We start from the raw sequence: 15,959 nt of genomic DNA on the forward strand, positions 1-15,959 counted from the left end.
TTGCCCCAAAAAGAAAGGCCGGGGTCGGACCCTGAGGGTCCGACCCCAGTCTCTGCCTGGGGGTGTAAATAATCTGCGCCTAGTTTGCCAATGCCTTGGAAACGACTTCCATCACGTCATTCGACAAACTGGCCTGGCCGGCGACTTTTTCCAGCGCGTCGCGCATGGGGCTTTGCAGCGCCGGCACGTAACGGCGCCAGCGGTCCATCGAGCGTGCCAGGCGCGCGGCTACTTGCGGGTTCAGGGCGTCGAGGGCGATCACTTGCTCGGCCCAGAAGGCGTAGCCGCTGCCGTCCTGCGCATGGAACTGCGAAGGATTGCCATTGGTGAAATTGAAGATCAGGCTGCGCGCGCGGTTCGGATTTTTCAAGGTGAAGGCCGGATGCGTCATCAACTGGCGCACGGCTTGCACATCGGTCGTTGGCGCGGCCGCCTGCATGGCGAACCACTTGTCGACCACCAGCGCTTCGTTCTCGAAGTCGGCATAGAAACTGGCCAGGGCCGCCTGCGCGTGCGGCTGCGAGCCGGAATGAATCAGCGCCGCCAGCGCCGCCGCGCGGTCCGTCATGTTGCCGGCATTGTCGAACTGCAGCCGCGCCAGGTCCAGCTCTGCCGCTTCAGGCGCGATCAGCAGATACGACAGGGCCAGGTTTTTCAGCGCGCGCTTGCCGGCCGACAGGGCGTCGGGGCTGTACTCCCCCGGCGTCTGGTTGGCGTGGTACTGCGCCAGCAATTCGGGTTTCAGGGCCGCAGCAATCGTGCGGCGCATGAACTGGCGCGCCGCGTGGATCGCTTGCGGGTCGACTTGCGCCATGCGCTCGGCGATGATGGTTTCCGACGGCAGGATCAGGGCCAGCTCGCGGAAGGCAGGATCGAGCGTGTCGTCGGCCAGCAAGGCGCGCTGCGCTTCAATGAAGGTGTCGTCCAGCGCCATGGTCTCGCCGGCGGCGACGGCGCCCGTCAGTTTCAGCAGCCGCTCCATGGCCAGGCGCTGGCCCGCTTCCCAGCGGTTGACCGGGTCGCTGTCGTGGCGGAACAGGTGCAGCAGTTCCGCGTCGGTATAGCCGTATTCGAGCACCACGGGCGCGGAAAAATCGCGCAGCAGCGATGGCACAGGTTCTTCCGCCACGTTCGTGAAGCGGAAAGTCTGCGACGCCTGCGTCAATTCCAGCACGACGCTGGTGGCGCCATTGGCTGCCACCCCATCGACGTGCAGCGGCAGGTCGCGGCCATCCGCGCCCAGCAAGCCGACGGTGACGGGAATGTGGAACGGCAGTTTCTTCGCCTGGCCCGGCGTGGCGGGGCAGCTTTGCGCCAGGGTCAGCTCGAACGTCCGGCTGGCAGCATCGTAGCGCGTGGAAGCGGTGACGATGGGCGTACCGGCCTGGCTGTACCAGCGCTCGAATTGCGTGAAATCGCGGCCATTCGCGTCGGCCATGGCGGCACGGAAATCGTCGCACTGCACGGCCTGGCCATCGTGGCGTTCAAAATACAAGTCCATGCCCTTGCGGAAACCGTCGCGGCCCACGAGGGTCTGGTACATGCGCACCACTTCGGCGCCTTTTTCGTAGATGGTGACTGTGTAAAAGTTGTTGATCTCGACGAAGGAATCGGGACGCACGGGGTGGGCCATCGGGCCCGCATCTTCGGGGAACTGCGCCTGGCGCAGGGTGCGCACCTGGTCGATGCGCGTGACGGCGCGGCCCGTGTCCGTGCCGATCATGTCGGCCGAGAACTCCTGGTCGCGGAATACCGTCAAGCCTTCCTTCAGCGACAGCTGGAACCAGTCGCGGCACGTCACGCGGTTGCCGGTCCAGTTGTGGAAGTATTCATGGCCCACCACCGCTTCGATGCCCGCGTAATCGACGTCGGTCGCCACGCGCGAATTGGCCAGCACGTACTTGGTGTTGAAGATATTCAAACCCTTGTTTTCCATGGCGCCCATGTTGAAGTCGCCCACGGCAACGATCATGAAGCGGTCCAGGTCCAGCTCCAGGCCAAAGCGTTCCTCGTCCCAGCGGATCGAGTTTTTCAGCGACTGCATGGCGTAGTCGGTCTTATCAAGGTTGCCGTCTTCCACCCACACTTGCAGCAGCACTTCGCGGCCCGATTTCAAGGTGTAGCGCTCTTCCTGGCACACCAGGCGCGCGGCGACGAGCGCGAACAGGTAGGACGGCTTCTTGAACGGATCTTCCCACTTGGCGTAATGGCGGCCGTCGCCGAGGTCGCCCTCTTCGATCAGGTTGCCATTCGATAGCAGCACCGGATATTGTTCCTTGTCGGCGCGCAGCATGACCGTGTATTTGGCCATCACGTCGGGACGGTCCGGGAAGAAGGTGATGCGGCGGAAGCCTTCCGCTTCGCACTGCGTGAAGAAGTTATGGTTCGATACATACAGGCCGGACAAGGACGTGTTGTCCTGCGGCGCCAATATGGTTTCGATATCGAGTTCGACGTCGTCCGGCGCCTTCGGGATGGTCAGCATGCCGGCCGTCAGCTTGTACTGCGACGGCTTCAGCGCTTTGCCATTCAGGCGTACCATCACCAGTTCGATATGTTCGCCGTGCAATTCGATGCTGCGGCTGGTACTGGCCGGGTTGTGGCGCATGCGGATCCGGCTCGCCACCACTGTGCGGGCGGGATCAAGATCGAAACCAAGTTCGACGCTGTCGACCAGGAAGCTGGGCGGCGTGTAATCTTTGCGGTAAATCGTCTGAGGGCTGTCTGTGCGCATAGGGATTTGGGTGGGAGCGGAGGCAAAAGCCTATTTTACCAACACCAGCCCCCGATAGTCGCGATTCACCTCAGGAATGTTGGATTCCCTTACACGCCGACATGCTCGGTAACATTCTGTAATAATGAATAGAAACAAATAGAACTATTCTTATAATACTAAGCGATGAATTGTGTCTACTAATCAGGAGGTCATGCAATGAAACGTTATCTCACCATCATGATGGCCGCATTGACCGTGTTGCTGACCGGATGCGCCACCACCATACGCAGCGATGTGACCGTCTTTCATGAATGGCCTGCGCAATTGCAGGACAAATCGTATGCGTTTGAAGCGCCAGCGGCGGAAAACGATACGCTGGAATACCGCAGCTACCAGAACCTGGTGCGCGCGGAACTGGCCAAGCACGGCTTCGGCGAAGCTTCCGGCCCTGCGGCAGCCAATTTGCGCGTGGCAATGCATTTCTCCACCGTCGACTATCCTGAGCGCGTGCTGCAGGCCACCGACCCATTCTGGTATGGTCCAGGCTACTGGCCCGGCCGCTATGGCTACCGCTACGGCGCCTGGCCTGGCTACGGCCGCTTCGGCTACAACCCCTACTGGTACGGTCCACTGGACGTGGAAGAAAGCGTGCGCCATAAATACGAACGCGAACTGCGCATCACGATCAATGACCGCAACGGCAAGAAACTGTACGACGTGACCGTGCAATCGACCAGCAACAAGCGCGCCACGTCGCAAGTGATGCCGGCCATGGTGGCGAGCGCCTTTGCCGACTTCCCCGGCCAGAGCGGCGTACCCCGTAAAGTCGAAGTCAAGGTGGACTGAGAGCGCCAGCCAAAACCTACTGCGCGTCGCGATCTACGGCCTGCGATGCTCACTGTACCTTCGTACAGTTGCGCTTCTCGACCGCAGCTCCCTTCCGCTCGCTACGGTTTTGTCAGGCGCGGAAAGTCTGAAGTATGCTTAAAAAAAACCCGGCTTGTGCATTGCTGCATCAGCCGGGTTTTTCATGTCTGCATTTCATTCCTAAGAATAATACGCCTCGGCCGCAAAGGTCAGCGCGCCGATCAGGGCGACGGCCAATAACAGCACGATCAGCAGGCGGCCAAATTTCGGCGTGCCGTCACTGCCGCCGCTCATGGCACGATGATGGTCGAGCCCGTCGTCTTGCGCCCTTCCAGGTCCGTATGCGCCTGCGCGATATTGGCCAGGCTGTAGCGCTGGTTGATCTCGATCTGCACTTCACCGCTGCTGACGACGCCGAACAGCGAGGTCGCCATCTCTTCCAGGTTGGCGCGGTTCGACGCATAGCTGAACAGAGCCGGGCGCGTGAGGAACAGCGAGCCGCGCGAGGCCAGTTCGCCGAGGGTAAACGCCGGCACGGGACCGGACGCGTTGCCGAAGCTGACCATCATGCCCAGCGGCGCCAGGCAGTCGAGCGAGCCCGTAAACGTATCCTTGCCGATGGAATCGTAGACGACGGAGACGCCCTTGCCGCCCGTGATGTCGCGCACGCGCTCGACGAAGTTTTCCGTGTTGTAGTTGATGACGTGGGCCGCGCCGTGCGCCTTGGCCAGCGCCACCTTTTCATCGGAGCCGGCCGTGCCGATCAGGTTCACGCCCAGTACCTTCGCCCACTGGCAGGCGATCAGGCCCACGCCGCCCGCAGCCGCGTGGAACAGGATGGTGTCGCCCGCCTTCAGGGCCACCGTGCGGTGGAACAGGTATTGCACCGTCAAGCCTTGCAGCATCATGGCGGCGGCCGTGTCGAAAGCGATGCGCTCGGGCAGCACCAGCAGCAGGGCCGCCGGCAGGTTGCGCTGCTGCGCATACGCGCCATTGATGCGCGCCGCATACGCCACCCGGTCGCCGACCTTCACTTCCGTGACACCCTCGCCCACCGCCTCGACGATGCCCGCGCCCTCGACGCCGAGGCCATTGGGCAGCGGCTGCGGGTACAGGCCCGTACGGAAATACACGTCGATGAAATTGAGGCCGATGGCCTCGTGCCTGACGCGCGCCTCTCCCGGACCGGGCGGCGGCAGTTCCACGTCCACATATTCCATCACTTCCGGGCCGCCCGTGCGCTGTATGCGGATGGCTTTGGTGGTAATCGTTGCGCTCATGCTCATCTCCTTGTCTGGGTGGATCAGGCGGCCGCGTTGGCCCGTGCCTGCAGTTGCGACAGCACCAGGTGCGCCGACGACAAATTCGTTGCGCACGCCACGTTGTGCACGTCGCAGGCGCGCACCAGCGCATTGATGTCCGGCTCATGCGGCTGCGGCGTCATCGGGTCGCGCAGGAAGATCACGCAATCGATCAAGCCTTCCACCAGCAAGGAACCGATCTGCAAGTCGCCGCCGAACGGGCCCGAATGCTTGCGCTCGACGGCCAGCCCCAGTTCATTGATCAGGCGCCCTCCCGTGGTGCCCGTGGCCGACAGTTCGCAGCCCTTCAAAAAATCCAGGTATTCGCCCGCCAGGGTAATCATGTCATCTTTTTTCTTGTCGTGGGCAATCAGGGCGATGCGTGTTTTCATGGTGAGGACTTTTCAGTGGGTGGAGGAATTATTTCTTTTTCGACAGCAAGTAAATACCGGCCAATACCAGGCTGGTGCCAGCCAGTTGCCAGTTGGTGATCGGTTCATCGAGGATCATGGCGCCCAGGAACAGGGTCGACACGGGGCCGATCATGCCCGCCTGCGAAGCGACGGGCGCGCCGATGCGCTCGACGGCGATCATCGTCATGAAGACAGGCATCACCGTGCAAAAGATGCCGTTGAGCAATGACAAGCCATACACGGGCATGGGCTGGATCAGCAGTTCGACGGGACGCAGGATAAAGAATTGGGCGATGCAGGCAAAACTGGCCACGCACATCGCGTAGGAAACAAGGCGCATCGAGCCGATGCGTTTCACCAGTTCACCCGAGCCCAGCAGATACACGGCATACGAGCAGGCCGAGCCCAGCACGAGAGTCGACCCCAGCGCCACATTGCTGGCGCCGCCCTGCAAGTCATGCACGAACACCAGCACGATGCCGCAGTAGGACGTGAGCAAGGCCAGCCACTGCAAGCGGCTGATGCTCTGCTTGAAGTACACGGTGGTAATCAGGAGCACAAACGTGGGCGTAAGGAACAGGATCAGGCGCTCGAGGCCCACTGAAATGTATTGCAAGCCCAGGAAATCCAGATAGCTGGACAGGTAATAGCCGACGAGGCCCAGCCCGACGAGGCGCAGGCGGTCGCTGTTTGATAACGGCGGCTCCGTGCGCATCTTCCACCAGGCGATGACCGCGAACACGGGCAGCGAAAAAATCATCCTGAAGGCAATCAGGGTGACGGCATCGATCTGGTAGCGGTACAGCAGCTTGGCGACGATGGCCTTGGTGGAAAACAGCACCGCCCCACCCACGGCGATAGCCAGGCCACCGAGGTAGACGGAACGGGGAAGCGAAGATGGGGTTGCTTGCGGGGAACTGGAGCTCATGCCCAGATTGTAATGGCAAAAGCGAAAGGCGGCTGATAAGCCCAACGGCAAATACCGGGGTCGGACCCTGAGGGTCCGACCCCGGCCCTTGCTTTTTGGGTTAGGAAACCACTACCGCCGCCGCGCCCGCCGTCACCGTCGCCGTCGTCACCCGTGCAATCACGTTCGCCGGCGCCGCCGTGCCGATCAGTTTATTCACCTGCTTGAACTGCGCCACCAGCTTGCCTGGCGTCAAAGTCACCACCGTGTAGCCCTGCGCATCCGTATTCAGATGCTTGATCCACGGGTTGTTGCCCAGGCCGGACAATTGCTGCGCCAGGCCCAGCAGGGTCGTGCTGAAGTCAGTGCTCGCTTTCAAGCCCGCCTGCACGGCAGCGGCTGTCGCCTCCAGTTGCGCTTCCGGCACGCCCTTGGCGGCCAGGGCGCCGCGCAGCTGCACGCGCAATTGCTCGAGCAGGCTGTCGACGGTGGGTGCCGCCTTGCCCATGGTGTAGTCGAGCAGGTTGACGTCGAGATTGACCGTGCCCAGTCCCGTGACGGGGATGGCCAGCGGGTAGCTGACGAGGGTGCCGATATCGCCCATGCTGCCGGCGGCCGACTTCAGGTAGCTGAAGAAGGAATCGGAGCTGACACCGGCCGACACCAGGTCCACCATGACGGGCGTGCCGCCGCCCGCTGCGTCGAAGTCGTCGCTGACGGTGCCGGCAAAGAACGAGTGGATATCGCCGGTCAGCGCCACCACGTTGCCGATGGCATTGGTTTTCAGATGCGCCATCAAATTCTTGCGCTCGCTGTTGTAGCCATCCCACTGGTCGCAATTGAGCAGGAAGCGCGTGAAGAACGGCGCCAGCGCCGCTTGCTGGCCCGATGCGGCAACAAAGCTCGATGCGGCGCCCTTGGCCTGCACGTCGGGCTTGATCCAGCCGAAGGCGATCACTTGCGCAGCGGCGGCCGGCGAAGCGCTGTTGTAGGCGGCCACCGTGATGCCGGCCTGGGCCGCGCTCAAGCCGGCGCCCACGGCAGCGGCGCCCTGCGCGCTGGCGTTGGTTGCAGCACCGGCAATGGCCATGGCCGCCGCTTGCGCCACGTTTTGCGCCGCGCCCGCCGTGGAAGCTGCCACGATGGCGGACGCCAGCGGCACGCTGCCCCCCACCAGAGGCAGGGTGCTGGCGATGGCCTGGCCCACCTTGCTCATGGCGCTCAGCGCCAGCAAGGTGGCGATCGCGTCCGTGCCATTCAAGCCCATGCGCAACAGGGACACTTCATTGCCCCACAGCTTCCAGGTCGAGGTCGCCGCCTTCATCTTGCTTTTCCACCAGTCGCGTTGCGTGCTGCCCAGCATGCCGGCAGCGGCCAGCGGGTCGGCGCCGGCCTTGGTGGCGGCCGCCATTTTCTGTCCTTCCACGCTGTCGAACAGCGCTTGCGGCACCAGGTAGCGGCTGCCGATGCTGCCCAGCGGCTTGCCCGTGGCCGGGTTGATGGTCGACTCGGCGATCGCATGGTCGGCGCGGTACAGGCGCTCGTCCGTCATCACCAGCTGCATCAGTTTGCCAAACTGGAAATCGCGGTAGATCTGGATGTTCTGGAACGTGGTCGCGGCGCTATCGAACGTGACGTCGGCCGGCATGTATTCGAACCACGCCTGGTTGGCGCTACGGCGGCGGGCCGGCTGGTGCAGATCGCTGCCGTCGGCGGCCACGATGCCTTCGTAGGTGGAGGCGTCCTGCCAGGCGTCGTCCGTGAATTCATGGTCGTCCCAGATGGCGATGAAGGCAAAGCGCTCGTGCACGGCCTGCAGGCGCGCATCGGTGCGGTATTTCTTGTACAGGTAGCGGTAATCGGCCACGGTGGTCGCGTATTTCGCGCCGGACGCGCCGCTTTTGAAAGTGCCGTCGGGCAATTTCAACTGGTCGTGGCGGCTTTCCACGGCGCCACTCTGGAACGCTTCGCCCACAGTTTCATAGATGTAGTCGCCCAGATGGACGATGAAATCGAGGCTTTCATTGGCGGCGATGTGCGACAGCGCGCCCCAGTGGTTGATGCTCCAGTCCTGGCACGTCAGGTAGGCGAACTGCAGCTGCGACACGTCGGCCGTGGCGGCAGGCGCCGTCTTGAAGCGGCCCACGTTCGAGCGCACGTCGCCGGCGATGAACTGGTAAAAATACACCTGGCCAGGCTGCAAGCCCGTCACCTTGTGGCGCAAGGTATTGTCGAAATCGGCTTTCAATGGCAATTTCGCATCGACGATGGGCGTGCCCGCCAGGGCCGTGTTGCTGCCCAAGGCGGCCGTATTGTCGCTGGCGCTGACGATCAGGCGCACGGCCACGTCGGACTTGCCGGCAACGGCAGGCGCGACGGCATCGAAACTGGCGGGCACGACGCGCGTCCACAGCATGGCGCTGTCGGCGCGCGGGTCGCCCGACGCCACGCTTTGCGGGAATTTCCAGTCGCCGCCCGAAGCGAGCGGCACGCCAGGATCGCTGTAATCGGTGCTGCCGCAGGCGGCCAGGCCGGCGGTGGCCACGGAGACGGTAATGAAGCCGCCCAATTTCAGAAATTGCCGCCTGTCCATTTGACTTGCCATGATGTCGCGCCCTCGATATGGTGAAAGCGCGTCACTTTAGCAACAGATTGTGTCATCCTGATGACGGGGCCATGCCGCTTGCCAGGGGGCCGATATGCTAAAATGTCGGCCACAATTGAACACCCGTCTAAGGAAGATTCGACATGGCAGGACATAGCAAATGGGCCAATATCAAGCACAAAAAGGCTGCCACCGATGCCAAGCGCGGCAAAATCTGGACGCGCCTGATCAAGGAAATCACGGTTGCGGCCCGCATGGGCGGCGCCGACGCCATCACCAATCCGCGCCTGCGCCTGGCGGTCGACAAGGCGGCTGACGCCAATATGCCGAAAGACAACGTCCAGCGCGCGATCAACCGCGGCAGCGGCGGCGTCGATGGCGCCAACTACGAAGAAGTGCGCTACGAAGGCTACGGCGTGGGCGGCGCGGCCGTCATCGTCGAATGCATGACCGACAACAAGGTGCGCACGGTGGCCGAAGTACGCAACGCCTTCAACAAGAACGGCGGCAACATGGGCAACGAAGGCTCGGTCGCCTTCATGTTCCAGCACTGCGGCCAGTTGCTGTTCGCGCCGGGCACCGACGAAGACAAGCTGATGGAAGCGGCCCTGGAAGCGGGCGCCGACGACGTCATCGCCGATGAAGAAGGCGGCTTCGAAGTGGTGACTCCCGTGCACGATTTCGCCGCCGTCAAGGAAGCGCTGGAAGCGGCCGGCTTCAAGGCCGAAGTGGCCGAAGTCATCATGAAACCGGCGACGGAAACCGTGTACTCGGGCGACGACGCCGTCAAGATGCAAAAGCTGATCGATGCGCTGGAACTGCTGGACGACGTCCAGGAAGTGTTTACCAACGCGTTAATAGAGAATTAATCACTCTGCTCTCAAGGGCGGCACCGCCGCCCTGCAACCCACATTGAACGAACGGTCCCTATGAAAATTCTGGTAGTCGGCTCTGGCGGCCGCGAACACGCCCTGGCCTGGAAACTGGCCCAGTCCGAACGCATACAGATGGTGTATGTCGCGCCGGGCAACGGCGGCACCGCGCGCGATGCGCGCCTGGTCAACCTCGACATCAGCGACCCGCAATTGCTGGCCGACTTCGTTCAGCAGGAACACATCGGCCTGACCGTCGTCGGCCCGGAAGTGCCGCTGGCCGCCGGCATCGTCAACCTGTTCCGCTCGCGCGGCCTGAAAATCTTCGGCCCGACCAAGGAAGCGGCGCAGCTGGAATCGTCGAAGGACTTCGCCAAGGCCTTCATGCAGCGCCACGGCATCCCGACGGCCGCCTACCAGACGTTTTCCGACGTCGCTCCCGCGCATGCCTACGTCGACGCCATGGGCGCGCCCATCGTCATCAAGGCCGACGGCCTGGCTGCCGGCAAGGGCGTCGTCGTTGCCATGACCCTGGAAGAAGCACACCAGGCGGTCGACATGATGCTGTCCGATAACCAGTTCGGCGACGCCGGCGCGCGCATCGTCATCGAGGAATTCCTCGCCGGCGAAGAAGCGAGCTTCATCGTCATGTGCGACGGCAAGAACATCCTGCCGCTGGCCACCAGCCAGGACCATAAACGCCTGAAGGACCACGACCAGGGCCCGAACACGGGCGGCATGGGCGCGTACTCGCCGGCACCCATCGTCACGCCGGCCATGCATGCGCGCGTCATGCGCGAAATCATCGTGCCGACCATCCAGGGCATGGCCAAGGATGGCATCACGTTCACGGGCTTCCTGTACGCGGGCCTGATGATCGACGACAAGGGCACGCCGAAGACGCTGGAATTCAACTGCCGCATGGGCGACCCGGAAACGCAGCCGATCATGGCGCGCCTGAAAACCGATCTGGTCACCGTCATGGAACACGCCGTCAACGGCACCTTGGACGCCGTGGAACTGGAATGGGACCGCCGCACGGCCGTTGGCGTCGTCATGGCCGCCGCCGGCTACCCGGACGATCCGGTCAAGGGTACGGCGATCGGCGACATCCCGGCCGAAACGATTGACTCCGTCACCTTCCATGCGGGCACCCGCATCGATGGCGAACGCCTGGTCACCAACGGCGGGCGCGTGCTGTGCGTGGTCGGCCTGGGCGACAGCATCAAGATGGCGCAAAAGCAGGCGTATGAAACCGTGGAAAAAATCCATTTCGACGGCGCGCAATACCGCCGCGACATCGGCTGGCGCGGTTTGAAGCACTAGCACCAAGCACGCCCTTTAGCGGCAAACGGCGGGGCCGGCGCGGAAGTCATCCGCCCCGGCCCCGTTTGCATGGGCGCGCCGAAAAAACGGGCCTTGCGCTAAGATGTGGCCCATGCCTAGTCCCAGCCAACTCCCCCCCGCCCTCGCCCAGGTGCGCCAGCTCGGCCTGGTCACGGACAATGAACTCGACGACGCCATCGCCGAACTGGACATCATCGAACTGCAGCGCAATCACAACGAAGAAGAGGATATCGACGTGCCGGAGCTGGCCGCCGGTGCGGGGCCCGTCGACACCCTGGCATGGCTGCTGCGCACGGACTTGCTGCCACAGGACGTCTTCCTGCGGCGGGTACGCGAGCTGCCGCGCCAGCATGACGGCGCGGCACTGCTCGAACGCCAGCAACTGGCCGCCGACGCGCTGCGCCAGGTCAACCGCCAGGCCATCGACACCCTGTACGACGAAGACGTTATCGACCAGTGGCAGCGCGACGCCGCGCATGCCCGCTTGCCGGAGGACCGCCTGCTCATCACGCCGGTCGCCGCCCTGCGCGACATGCTCCGGCAAGGCACTTTGTCCACGCCCCAATTCGAGGCGCTGCGCCTGCGCGCCCGCCAGAGCGGCTCCGAGCTGGCCCGCATCATCGTCGACGCCGCAGCGCGCCAGCACCGCCGCGAGCGCCCCGTGTATGCGCGTCCGGGAACATGGGTTAAGGCCGCGCTGCTACTGCTGGCACTGGTCTTTGCGGCCAGCGCCATTATCGGCAAGCAGGCGCCCTCTCCCGCCGCTATCGCCGAGCCGGGCATCGAACGGCCTGACCTGCGGCAGAACGCCGCGCACGCCGTCGAGAGCGCGCGCCTGCCCGGCGCCGGGCCGGAGCTCTCCATCACCGTGGTGCAGGACGGCGCCACGCCGCCGGCGCATTAAACCACAGCGCACTTCCCGCGCAGGCGGCCATGATGGCATACTGCCGTTTTGCCACCAACGCGGGGAAACCATGGCCTGGAATGAAGGATACGTGTCGGATATCGAGTACACCAACGGTTTTTACAGCGACCTGAGTCCGCATCACCTCAATTTCAGCTGCATCCTCAACAGCATCGAACCGGTGCCCCTGGACCAGCCCTACACCTACTTTGAACTGGGCTTCGGCCGCGGCCAGACGCTCAACGTCCTGGCGGCCGCCAATGCCAACGGCCGGTTCTACGGCAACGATTTCAACCCCGCGCATGTCGCCGGCGCACGCGCCCTGGCGGCCGAGGCCCAGTCAAGCAATCTGACCCTGCTGGAAAACAGCTTCGAAGAATTGGCCCAGGGCCACGTGCCCGATCTGCCGCAGTTCGACTTCATTACCCTGCACGGCATCTACACCTGGGTCAACCGGGAGAACCGCCAGCATATCGTCGACTTCATCGCGCGCTATCTGAAACCGGGCGGCATCGTTTCGCTCAGCTATAACGCCATGCCTGGCTGGAGTTCCGCCCTGCCCCTGCAGCGTCTGCTGCTGGAGTTTTCCAACAGTTTCCCCGGACGCAGCGACTTGCAGATGCAGGCTGGCATCGCCTACGTGCAGCAGCTGCAGAACCTGCAGGCTGGCTACATCGCGGACAATCCCGCACTCGCGCCGCGCCTCAATGCGCTCATCAACAGCGATCCCCATTACAGCGTGCATGAATACCTGAACCAGAACTGGGAGCCGCTGTACCACACGGACGTGATGCGCGATGTGGCGCGCGCCAAGCTCGATTTTGCCGGCTCCGCCGACCTGCCTTTTGCCTTTCCCGCGCTGTATCTGAACGCCGACCAGCAAGCCACCATCGACTTGCTGCCCGACGCCGCCATGCGCGAAATGATGAAGGATTATTTTCTCAATACCAGCTTCCGCAAGGATGTGCTGGTGCGGGGCGCGCGCCGCATGGGGGCCGTGCGCCAGGCCGAGTGCCTCGCCAGCGTGCACCTGGCCATGCTGGTGCCGCGTGAAAAAATGGCCTTTACCTTCCAGACCAAGGCAGGCGTCGTGACGGGAAACGAGCAAGTCTACGGCGCCGTCTGCGACGCGCTGGCGACCGGCCCACATAGCCTGGCCGAATTGGCCACGCTGCCCTCCCTGCCCGGACAAAGCGTGCAAAGCCTGGCGGAGGTGGCTGCCATGCTGGTCACCGGCAGCCAGGTCGTGATGTATTTCCCGGCTGGGGCGCAGGACGGCAGCGGCGACGCGGCCGCGCGCCGCCTGAACCAGGCCATCGGCGCGCAGCTGCGCTACGGTGACGGCAACCGCATCCTGTGCTCACCGTTGGCAGGCAGCGGCATCGACACGGAATTCATCGACCGGCTGCTGTTTTTGCTGCTCATCCAGGAAGGGGAACAGCCGGACCTGGCCGCCTTGCAGGCGCGGGCGGCCAGCGCCATGGCGCGCTACGGGCGCCGCCTGCTCAATGAGGGCGCGGAATGCGCCGACGAGGCGGAGCATCAGCAGCTGCTCAACGCAGCCATCGACGAGTTCCTGCGTGACAAACTGCCCGTGCTGCAGCAATTGCGCATGCTATAGCAGGCGCTGGTCGCGGACGATGCGCGCGGCCAGCCGCAAAACCACAGCGCCAGCGCCGCCCTATCACAAAAACGCGTAACAGGGTACAATCCGTCCTTACTTTTTTATTTCGGCCTCGTCGGCCCACGCGATGTCGTCAACTCCCTCCCCTTCGGCCGTCAAGGCTTATTTGCTCGATTTGCAAAGCCGTATCGTGCAGGCGCTCGAAGCGCAGGACGGCAAGCCCTTCCTGACCGATGCCTGGCAACGCCCCGAGGGCGGTGGCGGCATTTCGCGGCTGATCGAGGAAGGCAATGTGTTCGAGCGGGGCGGCGTGAATTTTTCGCACGTCACCGGTGCCGCGCTGCCGCCATCGGCAGCGGCTGCGCGCCCTGAACTGGGTGGCAAGGCATGGGAAGCGATGGGCGTGTCGCTGGTGCTGCATCCGCGCAATCCCTACGCGCCCACGGTGCACATGAACGTGCGCTTTTTCAGCACCGTCAATGCCGATGGCGCACCCGTATGGTGGTTCGGCGGCGGCATGGATTTGACGCCGTATTACGGCGACGCGGGCGACGTGAAGCACTTCCACCAGGTGTGCCATGATGCGCTGGCGCCATTTGGCGACGAGCTGCATCCGAAGTTCAAACAGTGGTGCGACGATTATTTCTACCTGAAGCACCGGCGCGAAGCGCGCGGCGCCGGCGGGATTTTCTTCGACGACTTCAACGCCCTGGGCTTTGACGACAGTTTCGCCATGATGCGCAGCGCCGGCGACGCCTTCATCGACGCCTATGTGCCGATCGTGGCGCGCCGCAAGGACTCGCCGTACGGCGAACGCGAACGCGATTTCCAGTGCTACCGGCGCGGACGCTATGTCGAGTTCAACCTGGTCTTCGACCGCGGCACCCTGTTCGGCCTGCAGTCGGGCGGACGCACCGAGGCGATCCTGATGTCGATGCCGCCCGTGGTCAAGTGGCGCTACGACTGGCACCCGGAAGCGGGCAGTCCGGAAGCGGCGTTGTATACTGACTTCCTCGTGCATCGCGACTGGCTGCAGGCGTGAAGGAAAGTGGTACGGCGTGCGTGACGCTGCTCGGCGGCAGCTACGATCCGGTACATAGTGGCCATGTCGCGCTTGGCACGCATTTTTCCAGCCTGCTGCACGCCGATGAACTGCGCGTGATACCGGCGGGCGCGCCCTGGCAAAAGGGCAGCCTGGGCGCCACCGGCCAGCAGCGCGCCGAGATGGCCGGCCTGGCCTTTGCCGGCCTGCCCCTGCCCGTGGTGATCGACCGCCAGGAAATCGAGCGCAGCGAACATGGCCAGGCCAGCTACACCATCGATACCTTGCGCCAGGTACGCGCCGAGCTGGGACCGCGCGCTTCCATCGTTTTCCTGATGGGCGCCGACCAGCTGCAACGGCTCGCGACATGGCGCGAATGGCAGCAATTATTTGAATACGCGCATATCTGCGTCGCGGCCCGCCCCGGCTTCGCGCTGAATGACACAGCAGTACCGCAAGTGGTCGCCGACGAATTTTCGCGCCGCCTGGGGTCTCTGGAAAGCATCCGCAACACGCCGCACGGTCTGACTTATCTGGCACAGGACTTCGCGGTGGATATCTCCGCCACCGAAATACGTGCGGCATTACAACGGGGGAATCGGGCGAACTCGCTTGTTTCCCCGCTAGTGCTAGACTATATTGAACAACATAATTTATACAAAAGCTAAATGGACATCAAAAAACTGCAAACCCTCGTCGTTGACGCCCTTGAAGACGTCAAAGGCCAAGACATCGCCGTCTTCGAAACGAGTCACCTGACCAGCCTGTTCGACCGCATCGCGATCGTTTCCGGCACCTCGAACCGTCAAACCAAGGCGCTGGCCGCCTCGGTGCGCGACAAGGTCAAGGACGCCGGCGGCCAGATCATCGGCATGGAAGGCGAGGAAACCGGTGAGTGGGTGCTGGTCGATCTGGGCGACATGATCGTCCACATCATGCAAGCGCCTATCCGCGCCTACTACCGCCTGGAAGAAATCTGGGGCGACACGCCGGTCAAGCTGGGTGCCGCCAAGCGCGCGCCGAAAAAAGCGGCCGGCGACGAGCCGAAAAAGGTCAGCGGCCATCTGGCGGCAAGCAAGGCCAATGTGGAAGCGACGCCCGTGATCGAGAAAAAGACACCGGCCAAGAAAGCCACGGCTGCCACCGCCGCCAAGAAAGCCCCGGCGAAAAAAGCCACCGCTTCCAAAGCCGTCGGCAAGACCGTGAAAGTCGCGCCAACCAAGACCGAAGCGGCTGCCGTGAAAGCCTTGAAAGCGCTGCCAGAGAAAAAAGTACGCGCCCCACGCGCGGCCAAGCCGGCAGCCGATGCCGCACCGGCAAAAACCGTGATCAAGCGTATCAAAAAAGTCGAAGAGTAAGCC

At 63.3% G+C, this 15,959-nt stretch carries 13 protein-coding genes; 8 read left to right on the forward strand and 5 right to left on the reverse strand.

What is annotated here, in order from left to right:
* Window positions 1-79: 79 nt before the first annotated feature.
* Complete coding sequence (gene pepN, locus MRBLMS1_RS19285; protein WP_485881185.1) at window positions 80-2,734, reverse strand: aminopeptidase N; 2,655 nt, start codon at window positions 2,732-2,734, stop codon at window positions 80-82.
* Between the two features lie 198 nt (window positions 2,735-2,932).
* Between pepN and MRBLMS1_RS19290 the strand changes: the two genes are divergently transcribed.
* Window positions 2,933-3,562, forward strand: a complete 630-nt coding sequence (locus MRBLMS1_RS19290) for a DUF4136 domain-containing protein (RefSeq protein ID WP_485881187.1) — start codon at window positions 2,933-2,935, stop codon at window positions 3,560-3,562.
* A gap of 311 nt (window positions 3,563-3,873) precedes the next feature.
* Here MRBLMS1_RS19290 and MRBLMS1_RS19295 read toward each other — a convergent pair whose 3' ends face one another.
* The 4 genes from MRBLMS1_RS19295 to MRBLMS1_RS19310 all read right to left on the reverse strand — a co-directional run bounded on the left by MRBLMS1_RS19295 (window position 3,874) and on the right by MRBLMS1_RS19310 (window position 8,809).
* The gene (locus MRBLMS1_RS19295) at window positions 3,874-4,863 is read right to left on the reverse strand and encodes a quinone oxidoreductase family protein (RefSeq protein ID WP_485881189.1); all 990 of its coding nucleotides are present in this window, start codon (window positions 4,861-4,863) and stop codon (window positions 3,874-3,876) included.
* A gap of 23 nt (window positions 4,864-4,886) precedes the next feature.
* A complete protein-coding gene (locus MRBLMS1_RS19300; protein WP_092608131.1) occupies window positions 4,887-5,276 on the reverse strand; it encodes a methylglyoxal synthase in 390 nt (129 codons plus the stop codon).
* A gap of 28 nt (window positions 5,277-5,304) precedes the next feature.
* Window positions 5,305-6,225, reverse strand: a complete 921-nt coding sequence (locus MRBLMS1_RS19305; protein WP_485881192.1) for a DMT family transporter — start codon at window positions 6,223-6,225, stop codon at window positions 5,305-5,307.
* Window positions 6,226-6,325: 100 nt separating this feature from the next.
* Window positions 6,326-8,809 (reverse strand): alkaline phosphatase D family protein, encoded by a 2,484-nt coding sequence (locus MRBLMS1_RS19310; RefSeq protein WP_485881194.1) that lies wholly within the window; start codon window positions 8,807-8,809, stop codon window positions 6,326-6,328.
* Between the two features lie 143 nt (window positions 8,810-8,952).
* On the opposite strand from MRBLMS1_RS19310, the gene MRBLMS1_RS19315 reads away from it, so the two are divergent.
* The 7 genes from MRBLMS1_RS19315 (at window position 8,953) to rsfS (ending at window position 15,956) form a co-directional block, all read left to right on the forward strand.
* Window positions 8,953-9,678, forward strand: coding sequence for a YebC/PmpR family DNA-binding transcriptional regulator (locus MRBLMS1_RS19315; RefSeq protein ID WP_312439819.1), 726 nt, complete (start codon window positions 8,953-8,955; stop codon window positions 9,676-9,678).
* 60 nt (window positions 9,679-9,738) lie between these two features.
* Entirely contained in the window at window positions 9,739-11,007 is a 1,269-nt protein-coding gene (purD, locus tag MRBLMS1_RS19320; RefSeq protein ID WP_456150900.1) for a phosphoribosylamine--glycine ligase, read from the forward strand.
* Window positions 11,008-11,119: 112 nt separating this feature from the next.
* Complete coding sequence (locus tag MRBLMS1_RS19325; RefSeq protein WP_485881197.1) at window positions 11,120-11,932, forward strand: hypothetical protein; 813 nt, start codon at window positions 11,120-11,122, stop codon at window positions 11,930-11,932.
* A gap of 70 nt (window positions 11,933-12,002) precedes the next feature.
* Window positions 12,003-13,553: a class I SAM-dependent methyltransferase gene (locus MRBLMS1_RS19330; RefSeq protein WP_485881199.1), complete on the forward strand. Its 1,551-nt coding sequence runs from the start codon at window positions 12,003-12,005 to the stop codon at window positions 13,551-13,553.
* A gap of 130 nt (window positions 13,554-13,683) precedes the next feature.
* Complete coding sequence (gene hemF, locus MRBLMS1_RS19335) at window positions 13,684-14,598, forward strand: oxygen-dependent coproporphyrinogen oxidase (RefSeq protein WP_485881201.1); 915 nt, start codon at window positions 13,684-13,686, stop codon at window positions 14,596-14,598.
* Window positions 14,599-14,618: 20 nt separating this feature from the next.
* The gene (nadD, locus tag MRBLMS1_RS19340) at window positions 14,619-15,266 is read left to right on the forward strand and encodes a nicotinate (nicotinamide) nucleotide adenylyltransferase (RefSeq protein WP_436480055.1); all 648 of its coding nucleotides are present in this window, start codon (window positions 14,619-14,621) and stop codon (window positions 15,264-15,266) included.
* Complete coding sequence (gene rsfS, locus MRBLMS1_RS19345) at window positions 15,267-15,956, forward strand: ribosome silencing factor (protein ID WP_070301341.1); 690 nt, start codon at window positions 15,267-15,269, stop codon at window positions 15,954-15,956. It abuts the gene before it with no gap.
* The last annotated feature ends 3 nt before the right edge of the window (window positions 15,957-15,959 follow it).

The sequence above is a fragment of the Massilia sp. LMS1-1-1.1 genome (assembly GCF_040815535.1).
Lineage (GTDB): Bacteria > Pseudomonadota > Gammaproteobacteria > Burkholderiales > Burkholderiaceae_D > Janthinobacterium > Janthinobacterium aestuarii.

Coding starts and splice junctions, on each gene's coding strand:
- purD (WP_456150900.1), top strand. CDS start 9,739: ATGAAAATTCTGGTAGTCGGCTCTGGCGGCCGCGAACACGCCCTGGCC.
- MRBLMS1_RS19315 (WP_312439819.1), top strand. CDS start 8,953: ATGGCAGGACATAGCAAATGGGCCAATATCAAGCACAAAAAGGCTGCC.
- rsfS (WP_070301341.1), top strand. CDS start 15,267: ATGGACATCAAAAAACTGCAAACCCTCGTCGTTGACGCCCTTGAAGAC.
- pepN (WP_485881185.1), bottom strand. CDS start 2,734: ATGCGCACAGACAGCCCTCAGACGATTTACCGCAAAGATTACACGCCG.
- hemF (WP_485881201.1), top strand. CDS start 13,684: ATGTCGTCAACTCCCTCCCCTTCGGCCGTCAAGGCTTATTTGCTCGAT.
- MRBLMS1_RS19300 (WP_092608131.1), bottom strand. CDS start 5,276: ATGAAAACACGCATCGCCCTGATTGCCCACGACAAGAAAAAAGATGAC.
- MRBLMS1_RS19310 (WP_485881194.1), bottom strand. CDS start 8,809: ATGGCAAGTCAAATGGACAGGCGGCAATTTCTGAAATTGGGCGGCTTC.
- MRBLMS1_RS19325 (WP_485881197.1), top strand. CDS start 11,120: ATGCCTAGTCCCAGCCAACTCCCCCCCGCCCTCGCCCAGGTGCGCCAG.
- MRBLMS1_RS19295 (WP_485881189.1), bottom strand. CDS start 4,863: ATGAGCGCAACGATTACCACCAAAGCCATCCGCATACAGCGCACGGGC.
- MRBLMS1_RS19290 (WP_485881187.1), top strand. CDS start 2,933: ATGAAACGTTATCTCACCATCATGATGGCCGCATTGACCGTGTTGCTG.
- MRBLMS1_RS19305 (WP_485881192.1), bottom strand. CDS start 6,225: ATGAGCTCCAGTTCCCCGCAAGCAACCCCATCTTCGCTTCCCCGTTCC.
- MRBLMS1_RS19330 (WP_485881199.1), top strand. CDS start 12,003: ATGGCCTGGAATGAAGGATACGTGTCGGATATCGAGTACACCAACGGT.